The 22,531-nt window shown below is 42.7% G+C and carries 26 protein-coding genes, 1 tRNA gene, 1 other RNA gene and 2 pseudogenes; 16 read left to right on the forward strand and 14 right to left on the reverse strand.

Annotated features, from left to right (window positions below):
* Nucleotides 1-5: 5 nt before the first annotated feature.
* From rnpB to plsY, 8 genes and pseudogenes are all read right to left on the reverse strand, one after another.
* An RNA gene (gene rnpB, locus D890_RS07805) (RNase P RNA component class A) lies at nucleotides 6-373 on the reverse strand.
* A gap of 34 nt (nucleotides 374-407) precedes the next feature.
* Nucleotides 408-698 (reverse strand): annotated as a pseudogene (rsfS, locus tag D890_RS08095) (ribosome silencing factor); the annotation flags it as partial.
* Nucleotides 699-704: 6 nt separating this feature from the next.
* Nucleotides 705-1,307, reverse strand: a complete 603-nt coding sequence (gene nadD / locus D890_RS0102085; protein ID WP_018962880.1) for a nicotinate (nicotinamide) nucleotide adenylyltransferase — start codon at nucleotides 1,305-1,307, stop codon at nucleotides 705-707.
* Nucleotides 1,282-2,541 (reverse strand): GTPase ObgE, encoded by a 1,260-nt coding sequence (gene obgE / locus D890_RS0102090; RefSeq protein ID WP_018962881.1) that lies wholly within the window; start codon nucleotides 2,539-2,541, stop codon nucleotides 1,282-1,284. The genes nadD and obgE overlap by 26 nt, the downstream gene beginning before the upstream one ends.
* 2 nt (nucleotides 2,542-2,543) lie before the next feature.
* Entirely contained in the window at nucleotides 2,544-2,807 is a 264-nt protein-coding gene (gene rpmA / locus D890_RS0102095; RefSeq protein WP_018962882.1) for a 50S ribosomal protein L27, read from the reverse strand.
* A 5-nt stretch (nucleotides 2,808-2,812) separates the two neighbouring features.
* A complete protein-coding gene (gene rplU / locus D890_RS0102100; RefSeq protein ID WP_018962883.1) occupies nucleotides 2,813-3,130 on the reverse strand; it encodes a 50S ribosomal protein L21 in 318 nt (105 codons plus the stop codon).
* Between the two features lie 28 nt (nucleotides 3,131-3,158).
* A tRNA-Ser gene (locus D890_RS0102105) sits at nucleotides 3,159-3,246 on the reverse strand.
* A 101-nt stretch (nucleotides 3,247-3,347) separates the two neighbouring features.
* Nucleotides 3,348-3,950 (reverse strand): glycerol-3-phosphate 1-O-acyltransferase PlsY, encoded by a 603-nt coding sequence (gene plsY / locus D890_RS0102110; RefSeq protein ID WP_018962884.1) that lies wholly within the window; start codon nucleotides 3,948-3,950, stop codon nucleotides 3,348-3,350.
* A 135-nt stretch (nucleotides 3,951-4,085) separates the two neighbouring features.
* Between plsY and D890_RS0102115 the strand changes: the two genes are divergently transcribed.
* The 6 genes and pseudogenes from D890_RS0102115 to D890_RS0102140 all read left to right on the forward strand — a co-directional run bounded on the left by D890_RS0102115 (nucleotide 4,086) and on the right by D890_RS0102140 (nucleotide 9,883).
* Nucleotides 4,086-5,426 carry a S41 family peptidase gene (locus tag D890_RS0102115; RefSeq protein ID WP_040363531.1) on the forward strand — a complete coding sequence of 447 codons (1,341 nt, stop codon included), beginning with the start codon at nucleotides 4,086-4,088 and terminating at the stop codon, nucleotides 5,424-5,426.
* 71 nt (nucleotides 5,427-5,497) lie between these two features.
* A complete protein-coding gene (locus tag D890_RS0102120) occupies nucleotides 5,498-6,256 on the forward strand; it encodes a basic amino acid ABC transporter substrate-binding protein (RefSeq protein WP_018962886.1) in 759 nt (252 codons plus the stop codon).
* A 52-nt stretch (nucleotides 6,257-6,308) separates the two neighbouring features.
* Nucleotides 6,309-6,958: pseudogene (locus tag D890_RS07525) on the forward strand (amino acid ABC transporter permease).
* Between the two features lie 11 nt (nucleotides 6,959-6,969).
* Nucleotides 6,970-7,701, forward strand: coding sequence for an ATP-binding cassette domain-containing protein (locus D890_RS0102130; RefSeq protein ID WP_026291281.1), 732 nt, complete (start codon nucleotides 6,970-6,972; stop codon nucleotides 7,699-7,701).
* 63 nt (nucleotides 7,702-7,764) lie between these two features.
* Complete coding sequence (locus D890_RS0102135; RefSeq protein WP_018962888.1) at nucleotides 7,765-8,982, forward strand: aminotransferase-like domain-containing protein; 1,218 nt, start codon at nucleotides 7,765-7,767, stop codon at nucleotides 8,980-8,982.
* A gap of 151 nt (nucleotides 8,983-9,133) precedes the next feature.
* Entirely contained in the window at nucleotides 9,134-9,883 is a 750-nt protein-coding gene (locus D890_RS0102140; RefSeq protein ID WP_018962889.1) for an SDR family NAD(P)-dependent oxidoreductase, read from the forward strand.
* 112 nt (nucleotides 9,884-9,995) lie between these two features.
* On the opposite strand, the gene D890_RS0102145 is transcribed toward D890_RS0102140, so the two are convergent.
* Genes D890_RS0102145 through D890_RS0102155 form a run of 3 tightly spaced genes read right to left on the reverse strand, consistent with a single transcriptional unit; the run spans nucleotide 9,996 to nucleotide 12,433 of the window.
* Nucleotides 9,996-10,625, reverse strand: a complete 630-nt coding sequence (locus tag D890_RS0102145; protein ID WP_156802652.1) for a phosphate signaling complex PhoU family protein — start codon at nucleotides 10,623-10,625, stop codon at nucleotides 9,996-9,998.
* Between the two features lie 36 nt (nucleotides 10,626-10,661).
* Nucleotides 10,662-11,723, reverse strand: a complete 1,062-nt coding sequence (locus D890_RS0102150; protein ID WP_018962891.1) for a PAS domain-containing sensor histidine kinase — start codon at nucleotides 11,721-11,723, stop codon at nucleotides 10,662-10,664.
* The gene (locus D890_RS0102155; RefSeq protein WP_018962892.1) at nucleotides 11,723-12,433 is read right to left on the reverse strand and encodes a response regulator transcription factor; all 711 of its coding nucleotides are present in this window, start codon (nucleotides 12,431-12,433) and stop codon (nucleotides 11,723-11,725) included. Before D890_RS0102155 ends, D890_RS0102150 begins: the two co-directional genes overlap by 1 nt.
* Before the next feature lie 107 nt (nucleotides 12,434-12,540).
* Here D890_RS0102155 and D890_RS0102160 point away from each other — a divergent pair, with 107 nt between their 5' ends.
* Nucleotides 12,541-13,296, forward strand: coding sequence for an NAD-dependent protein deacylase (locus D890_RS0102160; RefSeq protein ID WP_018962893.1), 756 nt, complete (start codon nucleotides 12,541-12,543; stop codon nucleotides 13,294-13,296).
* Between the two features lie 28 nt (nucleotides 13,297-13,324).
* A complete protein-coding gene (surE, locus tag D890_RS0102165; protein WP_018962894.1) occupies nucleotides 13,325-14,092 on the forward strand; it encodes a 5'/3'-nucleotidase SurE in 768 nt (255 codons plus the stop codon).
* On the opposite strand, the gene trmB is transcribed toward surE, so the two are convergent.
* Genes trmB through D890_RS0102180 form a run of 3 tightly spaced genes read right to left on the reverse strand, consistent with a single transcriptional unit; the run spans nucleotide 14,066 to nucleotide 16,529 of the window.
* Nucleotides 14,066-15,019, reverse strand: coding sequence for a tRNA (guanine(46)-N(7))-methyltransferase TrmB (gene trmB / locus D890_RS0102170; RefSeq protein ID WP_018962895.1), 954 nt, complete (start codon nucleotides 15,017-15,019; stop codon nucleotides 14,066-14,068). The two genes, surE and trmB, sit on opposite strands and share 27 nt — an antisense overlap.
* A gap of 15 nt (nucleotides 15,020-15,034) precedes the next feature.
* Nucleotides 15,035-15,712 (reverse strand): rhomboid family intramembrane serine protease, encoded by a 678-nt coding sequence (locus tag D890_RS0102175; protein ID WP_018962896.1) that lies wholly within the window; start codon nucleotides 15,710-15,712, stop codon nucleotides 15,035-15,037.
* Nucleotides 15,687-16,529: an SDH family Clp fold serine proteinase gene (locus D890_RS0102180; protein ID WP_018962897.1), complete on the reverse strand. Its 843-nt coding sequence runs from the start codon at nucleotides 16,527-16,529 to the stop codon at nucleotides 15,687-15,689. The genes D890_RS0102175 and D890_RS0102180 overlap by 26 nt, the downstream gene beginning before the upstream one ends.
* A gap of 132 nt (nucleotides 16,530-16,661) precedes the next feature.
* Between D890_RS0102180 and D890_RS0102185 the strand changes: the two genes are divergently transcribed.
* The 8 genes from D890_RS0102185 to D890_RS0102220 are packed head-to-tail and all read left to right on the forward strand — an operon-like array spanning nucleotide 16,662 to nucleotide 22,492.
* Entirely contained in the window at nucleotides 16,662-16,931 is a 270-nt protein-coding gene (locus D890_RS0102185; RefSeq protein WP_245533124.1) for an AtpZ/AtpI family protein, read from the forward strand.
* Entirely contained in the window at nucleotides 16,921-17,562 is a 642-nt protein-coding gene (atpB, locus tag D890_RS0102190; RefSeq protein ID WP_018962899.1) for a F0F1 ATP synthase subunit A, read from the forward strand. The genes D890_RS0102185 and atpB overlap by 11 nt, the downstream gene beginning before the upstream one ends.
* On the forward strand, nucleotides 17,555-17,794 hold the full coding sequence (gene atpE, locus D890_RS0102195) for an ATP synthase F0 subunit C (protein WP_018962900.1): 240 nt from the start codon (nucleotides 17,555-17,557) through the stop codon (nucleotides 17,792-17,794). The genes atpB and atpE overlap by 8 nt, the downstream gene beginning before the upstream one ends.
* An 11-nt stretch (nucleotides 17,795-17,805) precedes the next feature.
* Nucleotides 17,806-18,534, forward strand: a complete 729-nt coding sequence (locus tag D890_RS0102200; protein ID WP_018962901.1) for a F0F1 ATP synthase subunit B — start codon at nucleotides 17,806-17,808, stop codon at nucleotides 18,532-18,534.
* Nucleotides 18,524-20,014 (forward strand): F0F1 ATP synthase subunit alpha, encoded by a 1,491-nt coding sequence (locus D890_RS0102205; protein ID WP_018962902.1) that lies wholly within the window; start codon nucleotides 18,524-18,526, stop codon nucleotides 20,012-20,014. The genes D890_RS0102200 and D890_RS0102205 overlap by 11 nt, the downstream gene beginning before the upstream one ends.
* On the forward strand, nucleotides 19,992-20,810 hold the full coding sequence (locus tag D890_RS0102210; protein WP_018962903.1) for a F0F1 ATP synthase subunit gamma: 819 nt from the start codon (nucleotides 19,992-19,994) through the stop codon (nucleotides 20,808-20,810). Before D890_RS0102205 ends, D890_RS0102210 begins: the two co-directional genes overlap by 23 nt.
* Entirely contained in the window at nucleotides 20,800-22,155 is a 1,356-nt protein-coding gene (atpD, locus tag D890_RS0102215) for a F0F1 ATP synthase subunit beta (RefSeq protein ID WP_018962904.1), read from the forward strand. Before D890_RS0102210 ends, atpD begins: the two co-directional genes overlap by 11 nt.
* Nucleotides 22,148-22,492 (forward strand): FoF1 ATP synthase subunit delta/epsilon, encoded by a 345-nt coding sequence (locus tag D890_RS0102220; protein ID WP_018962905.1) that lies wholly within the window; start codon nucleotides 22,148-22,150, stop codon nucleotides 22,490-22,492. Before atpD ends, D890_RS0102220 begins: the two co-directional genes overlap by 8 nt.
* Nucleotides 22,493-22,531: the final 39 nt, after the last annotated feature.

Here is a 22,531-nt window from a genome sequence, read left to right on the forward strand (position 1 = left end):
TTATATTAGTGAGCAGACAATAAGCCGAGTTCTGTCTCCACCAAGAATTGGTGGATGGCAACCATTTCTCTGGGCGCACTGTTGCCAATACGCTCAAGCGGCCTACCCGCCAGCTCGCCGAGCAGGGTCTCAGCTGGCTGCTTGGCCTTGCACCGGATGGGGTTTACCATGCCAGCACTGTCACCAGTACTGCGGTGGGCTCTTACCCCACCTTTTCACCCTTGCCAACTATTCCCCGATGGGGAATAGCGGCGGTTTGTTTTCTGTGGCACTGTCCTTGAGGTCGCCCTCACTGGGAGTTACCCAGCATCCCGCTCTGTGGAGCTCGGACTTTCCTCAGTCTCTATTTGACTGCGGTTGCCTCGTCTGCTCTTAACATATTCTACCATGTTGTTCCAGTGGGACTCAATATCGTAATACTCTCTGGTTTTTTGTGTAAAGATGTGCACTACAACATCTCCCATGTCCACCAAAATCCAATCACCCGGATTGAAACCTTCAACTCTGTAATGGATGTGTCTTTCGTCGAGGAAATCCTCAAGAGCGTTAGCCAGTGATTGGCTGTGTATGAGCGAATTTGCCGTGCACACAATAAAATAGTCAGCTACTGTGTCCAGAGAACTTATGTCGATTATTTTTATGTCTGTTGCCTGCTTATCATCAAGCAACTGTTGTATATCCTGCATGTCTTTATCCATAAATGCCTATTCACCTCCTTTATAAAAAGGTATTTTATATAAGTTATGACTTTCTATGAACGACTGCACGGGTTCTGGAACTAATAGTTTTATGGGTTTTTCTTCTTCACACCGTTGCCTTATGTAAGTGGAGGAAATATTCATTGGTGTCTTTTCCGTAAAAATAGCTGTTGCGTCAGGCCTATCCGTGATTATGGATCCTCTTGGAATGACTACAAAAATAGCATTTTCCACAAGGATATCATAATGTTTCCATAAATGTAGGTTTTCCCATTCATCACTTCCAATGATGAAGTACGGTTTTTCACCGATGAGCGCTCTAACTTTCAAAAGGGTCTCGAATGAATAAGAAGGAGTACTGCTTCCTTCCAGTTCTGCAACAACGAATCGTGGTTCTATTTGGAGCGCCAGCTTCAGCATTTGAGTGCGGTTTTCATAAGAGGCTTGTGGCTTCTGTTTGTGGGGTGGAACATTCGTTGGTATGAACCAAATAGAATCCAAAGGTACTGTTTCCATAGCCAAGTAAGCCATGAACAGATGTCCCACATGTACGGGGTCGAAAACACCAGATAATATGCCTATCTTAGAAGATTTCGAAGGCCTTATCATGTATGATCACAGTATCTCCTTCTTTTGCTCCCATGCGCCTCAGCATCTCTTCCAATCTACGTTTCTTTAGTTCATGCTGAATATACTGCAAATCCCAAGGTTTACTTGTATCATATCGTGATATATAGCGCGCCCATCGACCTTCCACAAGCCAGTAGTCGTCTTGACGAGTAACACTAAAATCATCTGGCAGAGGTGGTAGTTGCAAAATGGTTTTTTCTTCTTGCATTTGTGGTTCTTCATCAACTTGTGGGATTAGGGAAAACATTATGTCGACAAGTTCCTTAGTCCCTTCTCCTGTTGCAGCGCTGGTTACTATGACGATCGATTCCAGCTTGGAAAATTCTTCTTTTAGAGACAATTTTTGTTCGTCATTTAGCAAATCAGCCTTGTTTAGAACCAGAATTCTCGGCTTTTTCAAGAGCGATTGGTCGTAGGCATTTAATTCCCCGAGAACAGTCTTATAAGCATCTTCGGGGCTATTCCCATCAATACCTGCTGCGTCCAGAACGACGGCAATCACATAGCTTCTCTCAATGTGCCTTAAGAACGTAAGGCCCAAACCTTTCCCTTCATGTGCGCCTTCAATGAGCCCTGGCACATCACCGACTACCAAAGATTTTTCACCTTTTTTAACTATGCCAAGTACAGGGCTTTTTGTGGTAAAAGGGTAGGGGGCAATATCAGGTTTAGCCTTACTGATGACACTTATGAGTGACGATTTCCCAGCATTAGGAAGCCCGACCAGGCTTACATGTGCGATAAGCTTAAGCTCGAGTTTGAGATGCCTTACCTCGCCTTCATAACCCATTTCTCTAAAATGAGGTGTTCTGCGTGTTGGTGTTGCCATGTGGGTATTGCCTTTACCACCTTTTCCTCCTCGAGCTACCAGTAATTTCATATCAGGTTTGTCCATATCTACGGTGGTATTTGTTTCTAAATCTGTCACTATTACGCCAACAGGTATGTGTATAAAGAGGTCACTGCCATCTTTGCCGAACTGTTTTTGGCTACGTCCTGGTTCTCCGTCCTCGGCAATAAACTCTTTTTTGTACTTAAAATCATAAAGGGTGAGCAAAGAGCTGTCAGCAACAAGGTAAACGCTTCCTCCTTTACCTCCGTCACCGCCATCTGGCCCACCTTTTTCTATGAATTTCTCATGACGAAAAGAGGCGGCTCCATCGCCGCCTTTTCCGCCATGAACAACTATTTCTGCCGTATCAATGAAAACCATTATTATTGCTGTGAGTTGTTAGAAACGACACTAACGAATTTCTTGCCGCCTTTCTTCTGGAACTCAACAACACCATGAGTTAAGGCAAAAAGCGTGAAATCTTTTCCTTGACCGACATTTCTGCCTGGCCAAAACTTATTTCCTCTCTGTGTGACAATTATGCTTCCGGGTTTTACCGGTTCTCCGCCATATACCTTTACACCAAGGTACTGGGGATTGGAATCTTTTCCATTTTTGGCGGAACCCCCGCCTTTGTGGTGTGCCATTTCTTCTATCCCTCCGTCGTCACTGGTGTTTTAATGCTGTTTATTTTAAGTACGGTGTAGTGAATTCTGTGAGATTTTTTCCTGTGATAATTTACTTTTGATTTGAAACGCCATACATTAATCTTTCTTCCTTTGAATTGCCTCACTGTCTCATAATCAACTTTGGCATCTTTCACAGTAGGCGTTCCAATGAGTGTGGTGCCATCTTTTACCATGAGGACATTTATCTCTTCAGGTTTTACTTCGTCCCAGCCGGGCACCAGTATAGCAGAGCCCTCTTTGACTTTATACTGTTTTCCCCTAATCTCAAGTAAAGCGTACATACGGCGTGAATCCTCCTTTTATATATTTTGGCGGAGGGGGTGGGACTCGAACCCACATGGCCCTTCCGGGCCGCCGGATTTCAAGTCCGGTGCCTTGCCAATTAGACTACCCCTCCATCTTTATCATTAGTATAATGACAGCACAATATATATTAGCACATCCCAAGCATTAACTGCAATCTAACCAAAGTAGTTTATTTTACCGCCATTTAAGTGCTTAGCCATTCTTTTCCCAAGGTAATGCAAGTCGGTTTTCTTTGCCATTGAGCAATCGGCTGATGTTCTCGTGATGTCTCCATGTGATGAAAGCCGCTAAAAAGAGTAATGCCCATGGTGTATATGGAAGCAAATAGCAGCCTACGGCAAAGGCAGCCCACAATCCCAGCAAAGATCCCAACGATACCCATCTTGTAATAATGAACGTTATACCCCACACAATAGCAAATATGAGGGCAAACCGTATGTCGAATCCGAGAAGTGCGCCAAAGGATGCTGCAACACCTTTTCCACCTTTAAAATGCAGGAACGGAGATATGCAATGGCCAATGATAGGTGACAAAAAAAGGATCCATTGCTGCGCAATTGAAAGATCACCAAAAAGGTGAAAGGCTAATAGGGCAGGGATAAGACCTTTAGACATATCGAACAGGAATGTTACTAAAGCAAAGCTAACACCCATAACTCTATATACGTTTGTGGCGCCTATGTTTCCAGATCCAACCTTTGTTATGTCAATTCCACGTGTTAGGCCTATAATGTAACCAAATGGTAGAGCACCCCACAAATATGCTCCTACTACACATAGCCAGTAAACAATCATTCGTCGCCTCCTTTTATTTGTTTTTATCCATAAATGTTTTTCTATTAAATTTTCTTCATATAACATTAGATGTAATCTAACTGCGCTGTGTTACACTTTACCATAAAAATATTAAGAAGGTGTTGAGGCGTGAAGATGGCTGAAAAAACACGGAAAATTGCGTTTATTTTGGTTTTGACCATGATTTTTTGGGTTTCACCTGCTCTTAGTTACTCAAATCACACTTTGCAGCTTTTTCCTAACAAAAGGACGGCTATAGTAGATGGGAAAAACTACACGTTGACGGCGACACCGTTACTTAGTGGAGGACGTTTGTTTGTGCCTATTCGTGATGTGTCGGATCTTTTGGGCATCACTGTGTCTTGGGATGCAAAAGTAAAAAAAGCGGTAGTTTCATATCCTTTTGTGCCTGATTTAACGGCTGAAAATCAAACATTGAAAGAGAACTTACAAGACAGCCTATCTTACCTTCAAATCTTAGAGGATCCTCAAACAAATGCGCTTTTAACGACAATAAAAACGATAAAAGAGCAATATCTTTATCCAGAAAAAACGTCGTCGATAGCATATGCTGCAGCCAAAGGTGCGGTGGATAGTTTACAGGATGCATATTCGGGTTTTTATGACCCTGTAGAAGCTAAGCAGGTTTTGGAGGCTGTACAAGGTAATTTTGTCGGTATAGGAGTTTATTTGCAGGAATCTAAAAGTGGTATTGTGATTGTGAAAGTTGTTCCAAATTCTCCTGCGGAGAAAGCAGGATTAAAAGCAGGAGACATCATAACAAAAGTAGATAATCAAGATGTTTCTCAATCATCCCTTGACATAGTGAGTGCACTGCTTAAAGGTGAAGAAGGCACTACCGTAAACTTGACCGTTACCCGTAGTGGGAAAGCGCTGTCTGTAACGGTTCAGCGGAAGAGTATTACAGTACCTACAGTTACGTTGAATATGAGTACGACTACCGTTGCGGTTATTCAGATCGATCAATTTACAGAAACCACGCCTACAGAACTAAAACAAGCTTTGCAGTCAGTTAAGGCACCTAAGCTTGTTTTAGATTTAAGAGGTAATCCAGGTGGGTTAGTGCAGTCACTCGTAGATATAGCTGGCATGTTTTTAGGACCAAAGCCTGTATTCGTTTACAGAGATAATCAACAAACAGCAACCATAGATGCTGAAGGCTCTCAGATCTATACGGGTAAGATGTATGTTCTTGTAGATAAGTATTCAGCCAGTGCTGCAGAAATGCTTTCTGGTGCCCTCCAGGACAACAAGCGGGCCATTATCGTAGGTGAGAGAACTTATGGAAAAGGTGTGGGCCAGACACTTTTCGACTTAGATGATGGTTCCTTACTGTACTTGACGACATTTGAATTCCGCACACCTACTGGAAAAACAATAAACAATTACGGTATTGACCCAGATGTGAAAATTGACCCTGCTACAGCATTGCAATATGTCCTCGGGCTTCCTTAGACAATGAGCTATATAATTAAAGCCAGTAGGTGTGAATGGTTGCACACAATAGTGTGGGAGGTGTTCTGATTATGAAGAGGGTTTTTACATTACTGTTGGTAGTGGGATTAATTCTTGTGGGCTGCGGTGGTCAGAAAACATCCAATACCCTATCTGTGGGAACATCGGCAGATTTTCCTCCATTGGAATCCATCGATGAGAACGGCAATTTTGTGGGGTTTGATATCGACTTGATGAATGCTATAGCTAAGCAGATGGGTTACACCGTAAAATGGGAGAATTCTGACTTTGCTGGATTGGTTGCTTCAGTACAAACAGGCAAGTACGATGCAGTTATATCGGGCATGACCATAACGGCTTCGAGGCAAGAAGAAGTAGATTTTTCTGACCCTTATTTTAGGTCTGACCAAGCCGTTGTTGTGCAGAACAGTAATACCACGATAAAAAGCCAAGCAGATTTAGCTGACAAAAAGATAGGTGTTCAGCTCGGAACTACAGGAGAAATGTTGGCTCGTAAACTGGTAAATGCCAATGGAAAAGTGTTTACGTACGATAGCCCTGACCAAGCATTTTTGGACCTTAATACAGGTAGGCTTGACGCTGTGGTCAACGACTTGCCAGTAAGCAGCTATTTTTTGGAGAAAAATTCAAACTTGCCATTACATATAGCGTTTGACATTCCAACGGATGAGTACTATGGCATTGCTGTGAAGAAAGGCAATACCGACCTCGTTACAAAAATCAATAAGGCACTCGCTGAACTCAAGAGTGATGGTGAATATGCCAAACTGTATAAATCATGGTTTGGTCAAGAACCTCCAACACAGTAAATGGACGAGCTGTTAAATTCTAATCATTCTTTCATAGAAGAGAGGGCACATAATGGATTTTAAAATAGATTTGTTGACAAATATCTTTCCGCTATTATGGTCCGGTTTCCTGACAACGCTGGGACTGACTTTTTCTTCTTTGATAGTTGGCTTGGTATTTGGCCTTCTGCTTGCTTTGATGAAGATTTCTTCAAACTACATTTTCAAGGCAATTTCTATCGTTTATATAGAACTCGTGCGTGGAACACCAGCTTTAATGCAGATAATGTTAGTTTACTTTGGTCTTCCCGCTTTAGGCTTTAATATAGACAGGTTGACGGCTGCGGTGGTAGCTTTAGGATTGAACAGTGCTGCCTATTCGGGAGAAATATTCAGAGCCGGTATTGAGTCTATTGAAAAAGGACAAATGGAAGCGGCAAGAGCTTTGGGTATGACAGGCAGCATGGCTATGCGACTAATCATTTACCTCAAGCCTTCAGGGTAGTCATACCACCTTTAGTTAATGAATTTGTGGCTCTTTTAAAAGATACATCGCTGGTTTCCGTAATCGGAGTCGCTGATTTAATGCTTAGAAGTAGAAACATGATTTCTTACACGGCGAACGTATTCACTCCACTTATTGGAGCATCTCTGCTTTATTTGTTGGCAACTATCCCAGGGTCTCAACTTTCTGGTTATCTGGAGAGGAGGTTCAAATTCTAACTATGCCTCCAATATTAGAAGCAAAGAATATCGTGAAACGCTTTGGAAAACATGAAGTGCTCAAAGGAATAAGCGTGTCTGTGGAACCGCAGGAAATTTTAGTCCTTATGGGACCTTCTGGTGGCGGAAAAACAACCTTTCTTCGCACTCTTAACTTATTAGAAGAGCCGACATCGGGTGATATCTATTTTAAGGGGAAGAAGATTGATCCGCGTGGTGCTGACGCTAACATGTTAAGGAGAAAAGTCAGCATGGTCTTTCAGTTGTTTAACCTGTTTAACCATCTAAATGTATTGCAGAATATTACCATAGGACCTACAAAAGTGCTTGGAAAGTCGCAACAAGAAGCCGAAGCTCAGGCTATGGAACTTTTGAAACGCGTTGGTTTAGAGGAAAAGGCAAAAGCTATGCCGTCTTCACTTTCCGGTGGTCAGAAACAGCGTGTTGCTATAGCACGTGCTCTCGCCATGGAACCCGATGTCATACTTTTTGATGAACCCACATCTGCTCTTGACCCAGAATATACAAAAGAAGTACTGGATGTGATGAAAGAACTGGCGGAAGAAGGTATGACCATGGTGGTGGCCACTCATGAAATGGGTTTTGCAAAAGAAGTGGGCACCAGAATCATGTTTCTTGAAGATGGCCGTGTCATCGAAGAAGAAGAGGCTCGCACCTTTTTTGAAAATGGTCCTAAAACAGACAGGGCTAAGCAATTTCTATCGAAAATCCTTAAAGCTTAATCTTTTGTTTTAACTGCATGTTATAATGATGTTGTCTCATGATTAAGTTAAGGAGGTAGAACTATGGACGCCAAGAACTTTATAAGCGAGCGCGGGGCGAGCCTCAAACCCTCCGCAATTAGAGAAATATTTAAATATTCTGGAGATCCTAATTTCATATCCTTTGCAGGGGGTTATCCTGATCCAGATGTCTTTCCCATTGAACGGCTCAAAGAAGTAATGACAGAGGCTTTGGACAAATATGGAAAAAAAGGTTTGCAGTACAGCGCTACCGAGGGCGTACCAGAACTTCGACGTTACCTTGTTGACTTCATGGCTGAACATGAAAATGTTAAAGGCCAAGGGGAAGAAAACATCATTATAACAACAGCGAGCCAGCAGTCTTTGTTCTTAGTGGGTCTTGTTCTTATTGACCCTGGAGATGTGGTATTGGTGGAGGCGCCAACTTATTTGGGTGCTCTATCTGCCTTTGATCCGTTTGGTCCTGAATATGTTTCTGTTCCCACGGATGAAAATGGTGTCATTCCTGAAAAGCTTGAAGAAATTGTGCGCGATTTAAAGAAGCAAGGAAAACGTGTGAAGTTTCTCTATGTGATTCCGACGTTCCAAAATCCCGCAGGCTATACGCTTAGCTTAGAAAGGCGGAAACGCTTAGTTGAAATCGCCGAGAGGGAGGATTTCCTACTTGTAGAAGATGACCCATATAGTTATCTGGTATATGAAGGAGAACGTCCGCCTTGCATAAAGTCTTTTGATACTAGTGAACACGTGGTCTATCTAAGCACCTTTTCGAAAACATTTGTGCCTGGCTTCCGCTTAGGTTGGATTGTAGCGAACAAAGATATTATTAGACGCATCGCTATAGCAAAGCAAGGAGCCGACCTTTGCACCGGTGCATTCATGCAGTATGTCACGTACCTTTATATGCAAAAAGACTATTTCTTTGACCACATAGAAGCCATGAGAAAAATATATAAAGTAAAGCATGCTGCCATGTTAGAGGCACTGGACAAATACATGTCAGACATTCCTGGGGTATACTGGAGCAAGCCCAAAGGCGGTTTCTTCGTATGGCTGGTAGTACCTGAACAAGTTGATTGCGATCAGTTATTTGATAAGGCAATCGAGAACAAAGTTGTTTATGTACGTGGGTCAGCATTCTTTGCTAACGGCCAAGGTAAAAACACGGCCAGATTAAACTTTAGCCAACCAAAAGTTGAAGATATTGACAAGGGTATAAAGATCTTGGCTGATGTCATAAAACAAACGATAAACAAGTAATTTTTTTGCCTTGTAGTAACAGTGGACATGTTTGAGGAAGCTCTATCACTTCTGGATGGTGGAGCTTCCTTTTTTTATTAGCTATGTTTAACCTCCTTTGTCACGACTTATAATATTTAAAGATTCTAATAACAGAGGAGGTCTTGTGATTATGCTGTTAGAAGGTAAGGTTGCAATCGTTACTGGTGGTGGTTCGGGTTTTGGTAGAGCAACTTCACTTCTTTTTGCAAAAGAGGGAGCCAAAGTTGTTGTAGTGGATTACAACGAAGAAGGGGCCAGACAAACAGCAGAAGATATTAAGAATGCTGGGGGACAAGCCATTTATGTAAAAGCTGATGTGTCTAAAGAAGAAGACGTCAAGCATTTCGTGGATGAAGCTGTTAAAGCTTTTGGAAAACTAGACATTATTTTCAATAACGCAGGTATTTACGTACCGGGAAATGCCGAAGAGCAGAAAACCGAAGATTGGGACAGAATTATCAATGTCAATTTAAGAGGTGTATTCTTCGGGTGCAAGTATGCGATTCCTGAAATGAAGAAGAATGGTGGAGGAGTGATCATAAATACGGCATCGGCAGCGGCCCTCATAGGTTTCCCAGAAGCTATTGCTTATGCTGCCTCAAAAGGAGGGGTGGTTTCCCTCACCAGAGCTGTGGCAGTAGATTTTGCCAAAGCGGGGATAAGGGCAAACTGCATATGTCCTGGAACGTCTGAAACAGCAATTACAAAGGATGTTTTGGCTAACGAGCAACTACGCAATATGTTCTTGGCGCCCATACCTATGGGAAGATTTGGTCAGCCCGATGATATAGCAAAGGCAGCGTTGTTTTTAGCATCTGACCTTTCTGCTTATATTACTGGAGCTACCATTCCCGTAGACGGCGGATGGACCATGGCTTAAACTACTGCTTGTATGTGAGTTTGGCACCAAACTCGCCTGCATTTACACAGTGGGCGAGTTTTTTTTGTTATAGCACGCTTATTTGGGCAAGAATAACATTATGAGAAAAAGGTTAGTTAAGATCGGTTTGCAGACCTGTTACAGCCATGGACGTGTATTCGCAGATGTTTGTCACATAGTCGCCCATACGTTCAAGGTGTTTGGCTGCGAGCATTAAATCAATGGTCTCTTCTAACTTCAAACCTTCTTGACCGCTTCTAAGCCGTTTTTTTGCATCTGCGTAGATAGTATCAAGAACATCATCCTTCTTAGCTACTTGAGCAGCAGCTTCTGGGTCCCGATTTAAGAAAGCATCTATGGCTTCGCCAAGCATTTCTACCACAATTTCGCCCATGCGCTTAAACGTCAATGCGTAAAAATCGTAGTTCTGGCTGGGCACAGTCGGGTCGATGGCAATGCGTGCTACGTTCATGGAGTGGTCTACAAGACGTTCTATATCCTGAGCAATTTTTCCTATGATAATTACTGATGTAATATCCTCGGGGCACTCTCTGGCTGTCTGAAGTACGGCCTCTTGGATGCTCCTATTAAGTGCGTCCACCTTTTCATCCATGGCAAGTACACTATTTGCTTCGGCAGGATTCTTCTTCTCTACGGCTTCCAAAACTGCGATGCAAATGTCTCTTGCTAAAGAAGAAAGATAAATGAGTCTTTCCTCAAGCATATTAACTGCTGACTTCACAAAAAAATTATAACTCACACCCAGGGTGTTTATGCATTAAGCTTTTTTAAGAGCGACATTTACCTTTAGACCATGTGGTTCGTTTTCTTCAAGCCAAAGCCTTCCATCGTGGAACTTAACAACTTCCAGAGCTATGCCTAACCCTAAGCCCAGTCCGTCAGCCTTGTTTGTGGCTCTGTAAAAGTCCTTAAAAACTTTTTCCTGCTGATCTTCAGGTATTCCTTCACCTTGGTCGGCAACTGTTATGACGACATTTTCTTCCTGTTCTGCCATGGTCACCGTTATTTTGGATTTTTCTGGGCTGTACTTGAGAGCGTTGTCCAGCAGATTAAGGAATAACGATTTTAACAAACTCTTGCTGCCTACAACAAAAACATCGTTAGCAGGTAAATCTGCTTCGATAGAAACTTTTTTATTATCGGCCAATACATTCATTTGCCAAATCACTTCGCCGATTAAACTTCCCAAATTAACTTTGTCCATACGGTCGACTAAACCGCGATCCATTTTTACGAGAAGTGCCAAGTCACTGGTAAGTTGATTTAATCTGTCCATTTCGTCGATAATACGTCTTATCAAATCATTGCGCTGTTCTGTGTCATCCTCTTCTTCCAAAAGTTCAAGCATAAGCCTTATAGAGCTCAAAGGAGTTTTAAGTTCGTGCAGCATCTTCTGATAAAGTTCCACATCCTCTTTGCTGCTGCCATGGGCACATTCCTCAATAACGCCAGTAATTTCACTATCTGTTCTCTTCAAATGCAGATAATAAGAACGCTTTTCAGCAGAAGGCTTCAAATAAAATGGCGTAGACGATGTCCCATTCTCTCTGCACTCCTGGAGTGCATCAATAACCTTGTGGTCTTTGAAAAGTTCATATAAGAATTTGTCCGTAGGCACATTTCCTACTAAAGACTCAAACTGCTTGTTGTAGTTTACTATGCGGAAATCACTGTCTAAGACGAATGATGGCACAGGCAAGTTTTCTAAAACGTTGGACGTGCTTTTTTCATCAGATTTATCTTCCACATTGACGGTGCGAAACAGAATTACAACTGCTAATATCGCTACAACTGCGATTATTACGATACCAATATCCACTATTCTTTTCTTACCTCTCCGTTGAATTTATACCCAACCCCGCGTACGGTCAAAATGTATTTGGGTTCATTTGGATTGGGTTCGATTTTGTCGCGCAGCCACTTAATATGAACGTCCAAGGTACGCTTATCGCCATAGTAATCGCTGCCCCATATTTCGTTCAGCAAGTACTCTCTGGCGAGTACTTCTCCGGCTCTCGACATGAGTATTCTGAGAAGTTCGAACTGCTTCTTAGGTAGCAGGTATACGCGGTTGTTAACGCGTAACTCATGACCGCGAAGATCCAGTGCGATGTCATCGCAAACTAAACGACGTTCTCCCACGGTCTTTTTCATACCATAAGTTCTGCGCAACACTGCACGTACCCGAGCCACCAATTCTGGTAAGCTAAAAGGTTTCGTAATGTAGTCGTCAGCACCTAACTCTAACCCAAGAATGCGGTCAACTTCTTCTTCTCTTGCAGTAACAACGATTATTGGTGTGTCGTATTGGCTTCTAATCTCCTTTAAAATCTCTTTACCATCTACAAGAGGGAGCATGAGGTCTAAGAGCACTAAGTTTGGCTGGTGGGCGTAGAATTTCTCCAACGCTTCTTTACCGTTCATTGCCTTGATAACTTTGAAACCTTCCTTTGTTAGCTTTCGTTCAATAGCATCTAAAATATTTCTATCATCCTCCACTACAAGAATTGTTTCGGATTGATTCTCCATTTCTACCACCACCTTCTTCTTAATAATGTTAACTTAACACTGTTAAAATTTCAAGGGCAACCATAGTCCATGGGCCTGTTATACAATGTGTTCGAAGGTGATGCGTTGTGGTGAATGAAACCTCCGATTATGAAGCGGTTGCTCAATTGCTCAAAGAGAGCTCGCATGCCGTGGCATTGACGGGAGCGGGCATCAGCACTGAAAGTGGTATCCCTGACTACCGAGGACCAGAAGGCCTTTGGAAAAAGTATGACCCTATAAAGTATGTAAGCCGTTCCACTTTGTTATCAAGTCCTGACACGTTCTGGTCTTTCAATCTGCCCATGTGGATGGAATATAAAGCCGCCGAGCCTAACGTGGCTCATAAATTGCTGGCACGTTTGGAAGAAATGGGAATTGTGAAGGCCGTGATAACGCAAAATATCGATGGTTTGCACAAAAAGGCAGGTAACAAAAAGGTTTATGAAGTACACGGTACTCTCGATACTGTTACCTGCATGAGATGTCACAAGAAGTATCCTCTGGAGGAAGCCTGGAAACAATATCAAAATGGTATCAAGGTACCCACATGTTCTGCTTGTGGAGGCATGCTTAGACCAGATGTGGTTTTGTTTGAAGACCCTATGCCTCCCCAATTTTTCGATGCCTTAAATGAAGCAAAAGAAAGCGATCTTATGATCGTTATGGGGAGCAGTTTGGAAGTCTATCCTGTGGCCGAGCTTCCGTCTTTGGCACATAAATTAGTCGTAGTAAACTTATTAGCAACACCTTATGATGATAGAGCCGACTTTGTGTTTCATGAAAAGACAGGTGAGTTTTCAGAAAAGCTGGCACAAGTTCTTGGCATAATTGAAGAACTATAAATAAATAAAAAATATTAAGGAGGTACACGTGAAAATACTCATAGCGGATGATGACGGGATTTTCGCTGATGGAATCAATATTTTGGTTTCTCGCTTACTAAAATGGGGTAAAGCTGAATTAACGGTTGTAGCTCCGGACCGTACGAAAAACGCTACAAGTCATTCTCTTACTTTAGACTCCATTCTTAGATTGAGAAAGACGCACATGCCAAACGGGTTTGAGGGATTCTCAATAGTGGATGGTTCACCAGCAGATTGTGTCCTTGTTGGTTTAAACGACATTGTCCCAGATGCCGATTTGGTAATCAGTGGCATTAATTTGGGCACTAATTGCGGCATAGATGTGCTTTATTCGGGTACTGTTGGAGCAGCGTCTGAAGCAGTAATCAATGGAAAGCCTGCCATAGCTATTTCTTCTGAAGGTATAGAGCGTCCTTTCTTAGAAAACAGCGCTGACATATTAGTTTCTTTGATGGAACAGGGGCTTCTAAACGTACTTAGCAAAGATTGGGTTATGAATATAAACGTACCTGCGTTACCCATGGAAGAAATAAAAGGAGTGGCTTGGGCACATATGAGCAAGCATGGGTGGACTAACAGGGTGCAAAGACGTGAGGACCCCAGAGGACAAGTTTATTATTGGGTAACCGGAGAACGGTCAAAAGGAGATGAAGGGCAAGAAGGAGATTACGAACTTCTTAATCAGGGTTTTGTTACACTTACGCCTGTGGGCTTAGATTTGACCAATTACAGCGTTATGCAGGAACTTTCAAAGCGCATGTTCTTCCACATATGATGGTGAGTTAACGTTTATTCTTGCTATATCGTTGGATAGTTCATGGGCAATTATCCAAATGAGTGCTTTCACATTTTCTGTTTTGAACACATCGCTGTGATTGTCTAACTTTACGATAAAACCATCTTCGTGGGATGCCACAGCCACATAAACGTGCTGTTGCAGAGAAACACCCACAAAGTCATCGTCACTCACTATTGCTGGGATGAGCAATGTTCCTTCTTCGTTTTTGTAAGCAGGCCACATTCTTATTGTTCCAAAGTTTGTTTTAACGGTTTTCTCTCTAACTGTTCCTGTTATGTTTTTGATCACAGCGTGTGGCATTACAACCTCCTGTATTATGTATGGTTTTACCGAAACGTGTTTTGCCTTTTGCAGTGACACAGTATATATTCTCTTTCCTTGGTTTATCCATTTTTCTTCGTATTTTGTTCTTATCTGTACGTTATTCCTTATATGGTATGCACTAACATTGAATAAGCCACTTTTTTGAGCATTGTTCATTGCTTCCTCTGCATACTGTTCTACGTCTGTTTGCAATGTAATAGTACCATTGTGTTTGAGACGTGAGCAATAAATCTGAAGTTTTGGCAAAGTAAAAAGTCTCCTGTCGGCATGTTTCTTTTCTGGCCATGGAAGGGGAAAGTTTACGAAAATATGGTCTATGGATTCTGGGGCAAAAAGTTCTCTAACGCCCCATACACCATCCATAAAAATCAGTGCTGTTCTATTCTTGTCTGCTGTTTTTAGAGCTTTCTCTATACTTACCAAAGAAACTTCAAAGCCGACTACTCTTTCGCCGGTTTCTACCAACTGTTCCATAAACTTACCGTTGCCAAATCCTATTTCTACTGCCAAGGGTCCATCATTGTCGAAAATACTGTCCCAGTCTAATGGGAGTAATTTATCCTGAGGTTTCAGAAGCATACTTCCAACGTCTTTCTACCAGCGGTACGGTGCATCATAACGTTGGCTTTTTTCCCGCCTAATCAGCGGAAGAGCTATGAGACCAAACACTACACCGAAAACGAAACCACCTATGTGTGCCCAATATGCCACATAATCCATGGAGTTTAACAATGTTGGAAGAACATTGCCTTGGAAGAACCAGAAAAGAAGCCAAAACCATGCAGGTAATTCTATGATAGTTATAAAGAAAACTAAAAAGACCAATGATGCGATGCGAGCCCGCGGATAAAAGACAAGGTATGCTCCCATAACTGCCGATATAGCTCCTGAAGCGCCTATAAAGAAATCTGCACTGTTAGGCATCATAAATATGTGGGTCAAGCCTGCTACCATGCCGCCTATGAGATAAAAAGGAACATAGAATTTTCCTAAGTCAGATTCTAAGTTGTCTCCAAATATGTACAAGAACCACATATTGGAAAGCAAATGATATAAACTACCGTGGAACCACATACTAAGAAACAGCAACCACCATGCGTTTATATCTAGGGGATTAACGCTGGTCATAGCTAAGAACTTCTGTGGGCTTATGTAGTAAGAATCGGGAAGGTATGGCTGAACGAAAATATAAACCACAACATTGATGATGATTATTGCTATTGTCCAAAAAGGAAATGTGCGGCGCCTATTTATATCGAATAGTGGGAACATTGTCTAAAGACTCATCGCTCCTGGTATAAGATACTGACCGTTGAGATGCACCTGGTTGTGGATACAGCATTAGCAGATCGAATACTTCTGAAGGGATGTTCGTATTTACATTTAGGTTTAAAGCTTTCGCCTGTTCAGGAAAAATCGGGTTATCATGGGTGAAGTGACCTTGACATAAAAGGTCTGCTACTTCTTCAGCCTTCTCATCATCCATGTGCTTATTCAGTAGATCTCTTACCGTGTTTTTTACTTGTTCCAGTGCTTTTTCGCTGATATCTGCCAGTATAAGTGTTTCGTCATCTACATTTTGAACGCCTTTTTCTTTTACTGCCCTAACGATGCTGGCTGCTGGCATGTTATTTATTTGTGGATCTAGCGGTCCTATCACAGCATGCTTATCCATGATGATTTCGTCTGCTGCTAAAGCGATAAGCGTTCCGCCGCTCATGGCGTAATGAGGTATTATCACCGTTGTCTTGGCAGGATGGTTGTAAAGAGCCCTTGCGATTTGCTCTGCAGCCAAAACTAAACCGCCAGGTGTATGCAGCACTAAATCGATAGGGACGTTAGGCGGTGTACTTCTTATAGCTGTTAGTACGGCTTCAGAATCCTCCATAGTTATGTAACGCGCTATGGGAACTCCCAATAAAGAAACATTCTCTTGCCTATGTATTAAGGTAATCAACCTTGAACGTCTCTTTCGCTCCAATTGGTGTATGACAGACTGCCTTGCGGCCTCAAGATAACGTTGATGTATGGCAGGAGATAATGCTGAGAATATGACAATGAGCCACAATATGCTCCAGATAGCATCCAATGTTGTATTACCTCCTTTCAAATTAGTTGAATTATATAACATGAATCTATTTGTTATGAATCATTAAAAATGATTTCAGAATCATAACACATAAACGTTGACTAAAATCCTTTAACGTTCTATAATGTGGGCGTGGTGAAGAGGTTTAGAAAAATAGAAAAAAAGAGACCTGTGGATGGTAATACAGGGCGTTTTTGGGCAGCGTTTAGCGATGCCTATACATTTGGCATAACATTACTTGTTTCTATGGGGCTTTTTGGTGTTGTGGGCTACTATCTGGATGAGTGGGTTCATACCTTACCTACGTTTACGGTAGCTTTTATACTTATAGGTATTTACTTATCTTTTAGAGTGTTTATAAAAGATATTAATCGTCGAGGAAGGGTAAAAAATGGGCAATGAATTGACACTTTCGGTTAACAGTTTCTATTGGAGTTTTGTAGTTACTGCTATTCTTTGGGTTTTATGTTGGTATGTGGGTACTCAGGTTAAAAAAGGTAACACATGGACTTACGCCGTCATGGCTCTATGGAACTGGTTGATTTCTTATGGCAGGCAGTTGCTTGGTGATTACGCGGAAGATGCGATGCCATTCTTGGTATCCTTCTTTGTCTACATCCTGACAGCCAATTGGTTGGGTTTATTGCCGGGCTTCATTGCCCCCACACGTGACCTCTCTGTTACGTTGGGGTTAGCTATTTTACTTCTGGTTTGGATACACGCATTTGCTATCCGAAAGATGGGCTGGAAAAAGTACTTGGGTGTGTTTTTCACGCCAGCTTGGTGGATGTTCCCTCTCAATTTGATGGAGCACATAACGCGTTTGCTCTCTCTTTCCGTCCGTCTTTATGGTAACGTTTCTGGTGAACATTTGGCTGTAGCGGTTATTTCTTTATTAGTTCCGTTGATTGCACCTATTCCACTTATCGGTTTGAGTATGTTTACCGGTTTCATACAGGCATACATTTTTATGACTCTGGGTATGGCTTATACTGCTGAATTTTTAGAAGAAGGAGGTCTTTTACATGACTAATGTTGTTGCTGCCATCTTGTCGGCTGGGTGGCCTTTAGGTATTGCGGCTGGTCTGGCTGCGCTGGGCATGGGTATTGCTGCGGGTAAAGCGTTTGAGGCAATTTCACGTCAACCTGATGCATCAGGAGATATAAGAAGCTTGACGCTTATTGCTTTCGCTTTCATCGAATCATTGGTTATTTATGTTTTGGCCGTGGCGTTTCTTATGCTCTTCGTCAGACCAGGAGTGTAGAGTGATGTGTTATGAGCTTTAGTTGGTTTTCACTCGCAGCTTCAATAATTAACTTACTTATTCTTTATTGGATACTTCAGCGCTACCTGTTTGGTCCGTTGCTAAAGATCATAAAAGATCAGCAGGATTCTTGGCTGAAACGTGAGAAGGATTTAGAGCAGAAAGAGCTACAGATCTCTTCTCGCGAAGAACAGGTAGAGCACGAGCGTCAGGAGTTAGAGTATGAAGTAAGAACGTATTATGAACAAGCCATGAAAGAAATCGAAGCATTTAAGGAAAGCGAACAAGCCGATGCGCGGAAAAAAGCTGAAACGGTCTACCAGCAGATTGTAAACGCTGCTAAAGATGAGGCAAACCGTATTCGCCGTGATGCGCTTCAAAATGTGGACGAAGTTATAAAAGATGCGGTAGCAAAAGTATATGATTCATTCTTTGGAGATGTAGGGCAAGGTAAGTTCATTGTGCTTCTTTTTGAATCACAGTTTGATAAGATAAAACCTCTTTTATCCAAGGACAGAGCCTATACTTTTGTAAGTTCTCACCCCCTCAATAATGACGAGCAAAATGAAGTTAGCCAACTGCTGGAACAAATAGGCGCTTCTGTGGATTCTTTTGAGGTGGATAAAGAGCTCATTCTTGGATTTAAGCTTTCATGGAAGGCAGAAATGGTTGAGTATTCTTTGGCTCAACAGATTAGGGATTATATAACTTTGGAGGAGGCAGGAACCATTGGAAGTTAAAAAATTGCCTTTCCAACTTACGGTCCAAAAACCGAAAATTGAAAAGAAGTTTTATGGGAAAGTGGTGGCTTATCGTGATGGTATAGCCACCATTGAAGGTTTGGGCAATATCGGTTATTACGAAAATGTACAGTTTGAAGGCGGAGCACGTGGTCTGGTTATGGACGTGGATTCACAACTGTGCTACGTCGTGGTCACTGATGGTGATGCGCACATTGACGAACTGTGCCTGGCTACAGGAAACGTACCTGCCATCCCGGTGGGAGAAGAGGTGTTGGGTAAAGTTCTCGATCCGCTAGGTCGGATTTTGGAAGGAACATCGTTTACTCCTTCTCAACTTTATCCTGTGGAAAGGCCTGCAAAACCTCTTTACGAGCGTTCACGTGTAAATGAGCCTGTAGAAACGGGTGTGGCTGCCATTGACATGCTCATTCCTGTTGGTCATGGGCAGCGTGAACTCATATTGGGCGATAGACAAGTCGGTAAGACAACGTTAGCTACGGATATATTGATCAACCAAAAGGGAAAAGATGTTATAGGTGTTTACGTAAGTATTGGCCAAAAGGTTTCAGACACGGCTGCTATTATTAACAGCTTCAAGGTCAACGATGTTATGGATCAAGTAGTCATGGTTGTAGCTGCCGCAAGTGATCCTGCCATTGTTCGTTTCTTGGCTCCTTATGCCGGTGCTTCCATAGCTGAGTATTTTATGGAGCAGGGAAAGAAAGTTATCATTGTATATGATGACCTTTCTAAGCATGCTGTGAGCTACCGTGAGCTCACTCTTATTCTGCGTCGTCCCCCTGGACGTGAGGCTTATCCTGGTGATATATTCTATTCACATTCCAGATTACTGGAACGCGCTGCAAAGATAACAAACGGTGGTTCCATAACTGCTTTTCCTATATGTGAGACGCAGCTTGGCGACTTTTCTGCATACATACCAACTAACTTGATATCTATCACTGATGGTCAGCTTTTCTTAGATAGTGGTTTATTCAATGCTGGTAGAAGGCCTGCAGTAAATATTGGGCTTTCGGTATCTCGTGTTGGAGGATCGGCACAATATCCTGCGGTGAGGAAGCTTTCTTCTGGGCTGCGTTCTACACTGGCTCGTTACGATGAGCTTTCTGAATTTACAAAATTTGGAGGGCGTTTGGATGATGCTTCTCAAAAAATACTGAACCGTGGGGAAAGAACAATAAGGTTGCTCATTCAGGGAGCCCATGAACTTTATAGTTCGGTGGAACAGGCGGCTTTGCTCGTCTTGCTCAACGAAGGCTATTTCGACAACGTGGAAGTGGGCCAGGTTAAAGAAGTTTGGAACAACATCAGAGAGTACTTGCGAACGCAGGTTCCTCAACTAAAAGAAGTCGATCTGCGTAAACCGTTAGATGAAGAAACAACAAAGTTAATACTCATGGCTGGAGAGAGGGCGAATCAAGTTGGCCAGTCTAATGGACCTGAGACGGCGTCTTAATACCATCGATGGTTTGAGCCGTATTTCCAGAGGTTTGCGCATAATAAACAGCTATTACATGGCTGCTGTGCGCCGTGATTTTGAAAAGATGGAAACATATGAGGAAGCTGTAAGAGATAGTGTGGGGTCTGTGCTGGGGCTGCTACCATCTGAATTAGTAGAGCTTTCCAGGTTTGTCTCTACCCCCTCTACGGCGCCTCGTGTTGTATTGGCATTCTACAGTGATGGTGGTTTGTGCGGTAATTACAACGAATTGGTGTCTGAAGGAATTAAGACACTTAAAGTAACCAGTGATGATAAGGTTTACGGCATTGGGACGTTGGCACCTGATAAACTTGGTCAGCTTGACATTAAGCCAGTGGATTACATAGGTGGTTTGTATCAATCGAAGAATACGCCGTTGCTGGTGGATTATTTTCTTGGCATCACAGAAGAGATATTTTCCGAGTTGTGGCTCGTATTCCTACGTTCCGTACCTGCTAAAGATGCTCAGTTTGTTACGCAGCGCATAAGTCCCATAAATTTGGAAGTCGAAGCACGTCAAGGCGAGCTCATAGGTGAGCCTGAAGACATTATTGATCAGGTTTTGAGTTCCTACTTAACGGCCGAGATGCTGCGCGCTTTCTACACAGCCGCATTTAGCGAGTTTTATATGAGGTGGTCAGCTATGACACATGCTGAAGATAAGGCAAAAGAGTTGTCTGGTGCAGTTCGGCTTCAAATTACACGAACTCGTCAGGAACGTATTACCAGAGAACTTCAAGACATTATAGGTGGTATGAATTATGGAGGGTAAAGTTACAGGTATTCATGGTCCAGTTTTGGACATAGAGTTTAGTGATTACACCCCATCTGAGCGAGAACTTATAAAGGTGGGCAATATAATGGTAGAATGCCGTGCGCTCTTAGGCGAAGGCAAAATAAGAGCTGTGGCTCTCGGCCCCACAGAAGGAATAAGGAGAGGGGACAAAGCCGAAGCCATGGGGAAATCCATGACCATAAAGCTCAGTGAGAAACTCATAGGTAGGATTTTGTCTGGTATTGGTGACCCACTGGATAAAAAAGAAGCACCTGAAGGTGAAGAAAAGGCTGTTTTTAACCCGCCACCTCAAGTTACTGCTGTGCTTCCTGTTTCTACAGTGTTGGAAACAGGTATAAAAGCACTGGATTTGCTCGCTCCATTCCCACGCGGTGGTAAGATAGGGCTTTTTGGAGGAGCCGGCGTTGGCAAAACGGTATTGGTTATGGAACTTATCCACAACGTTGCCACACGCCATCGTGGTTATTCAGTGTTCGCTGGTGTGGGAGAACGCACCAGAGAAGGCCAAGAACTTTGGGAAGAAATGCAGGAAAGTGGTGTCATGGACCATCTGGTCATGATTTTTGGTCAGATGAATGAACCGCCTGGCGTCAGAGCTATAACTCCTTATACTGCTGCCACTGTTGCAGAGTATCTCCGGAGTCATTTTGGCGGAGAAGTGCTTTTGTTCATGGATAATATATTCCGTTATGCACAGGCGGGTATGGAGGTCTCGACACTTCTGGGACGTATGCCTTCTGCCATGGGATATCAGCCAACATTGTTTTCAGAGGTGGCTGAAGTGGAAGAACGCATCAACAGTTTAGCTGAAGGCGCCATTACATCTGTTCAGGCTGTTTACGTTCCTGCTGATGACATCACAGACCCTGCTCCGGCAACCATATTCGGCCATTTGGATTCCTCTGTTGTGCTATCACGTGCGCTCACAGAAATTGGAATCTATCCTGCCGTTGATCCTTTACAAAGCAGCTCAAAAATGCTTGACCCAGAAATTGTAGGTGCAGACCACGTGGCTGTTGCCGGTCGTGTTAAAGAGTTCTTACAGCGTTACGAAGAGCTTCGCGATATCATAGCCCTTTTGGGTATGGAAGAGTTGAGCCCGGAAGACCGTGAAGTTGTGTTACGCGCAAGGAAAATTCAAATGTTCTTAAGCCAACCTTTCTACGTGGCAGAGTCATTCTCCGGTTTGCCTGGAAAGTATGTCCCGCTGGAAAGAACCGTTGAAGGATTTAAAGCTATTATCGATGGAAAACTGGACAATGTTCCAGAGAGTGCATTGTACAACATCGGCGATATAAGCGAGGCAGGCGTTAATGTTTAGGGTAAACATTGTGAGTTCTGACCAGGTTCAGTTTTTTGAGGCAAACGAAGTCATCCTACCTTTGGTGGATGGTTACATGGGAGTGCTATCACGTCATAGTCCATTTGCTGCCAGCTTGGATGTTGGTTTGGTTACCGTAAAGACAACGGATGGCATGGAAAAGAACTATGCTATTGCAGGTGGAGTCGCGTCGTTTGCTTCAGGTTTTTTACGTATAATTACTCCTGCGTTATATGAAACTGATGATATAAATGCTTTTATAAAGCAACTGGATGAGGAATATAAAAAGGCGCATGAAGCAAGCAGCCGTTACCGATCCATACAGCTCAACCCTTAGTGATTCTAAAAATGTGCTGCAAATAAATACAATGCCGTT

The sequence above is a fragment of the Coprothermobacter platensis DSM 11748 genome, assembly GCF_000378005.1.
GTDB lineage: Bacteria > Coprothermobacterota > Coprothermobacteria > Coprothermobacterales > Coprothermobacteraceae > Coprothermobacter > Coprothermobacter platensis.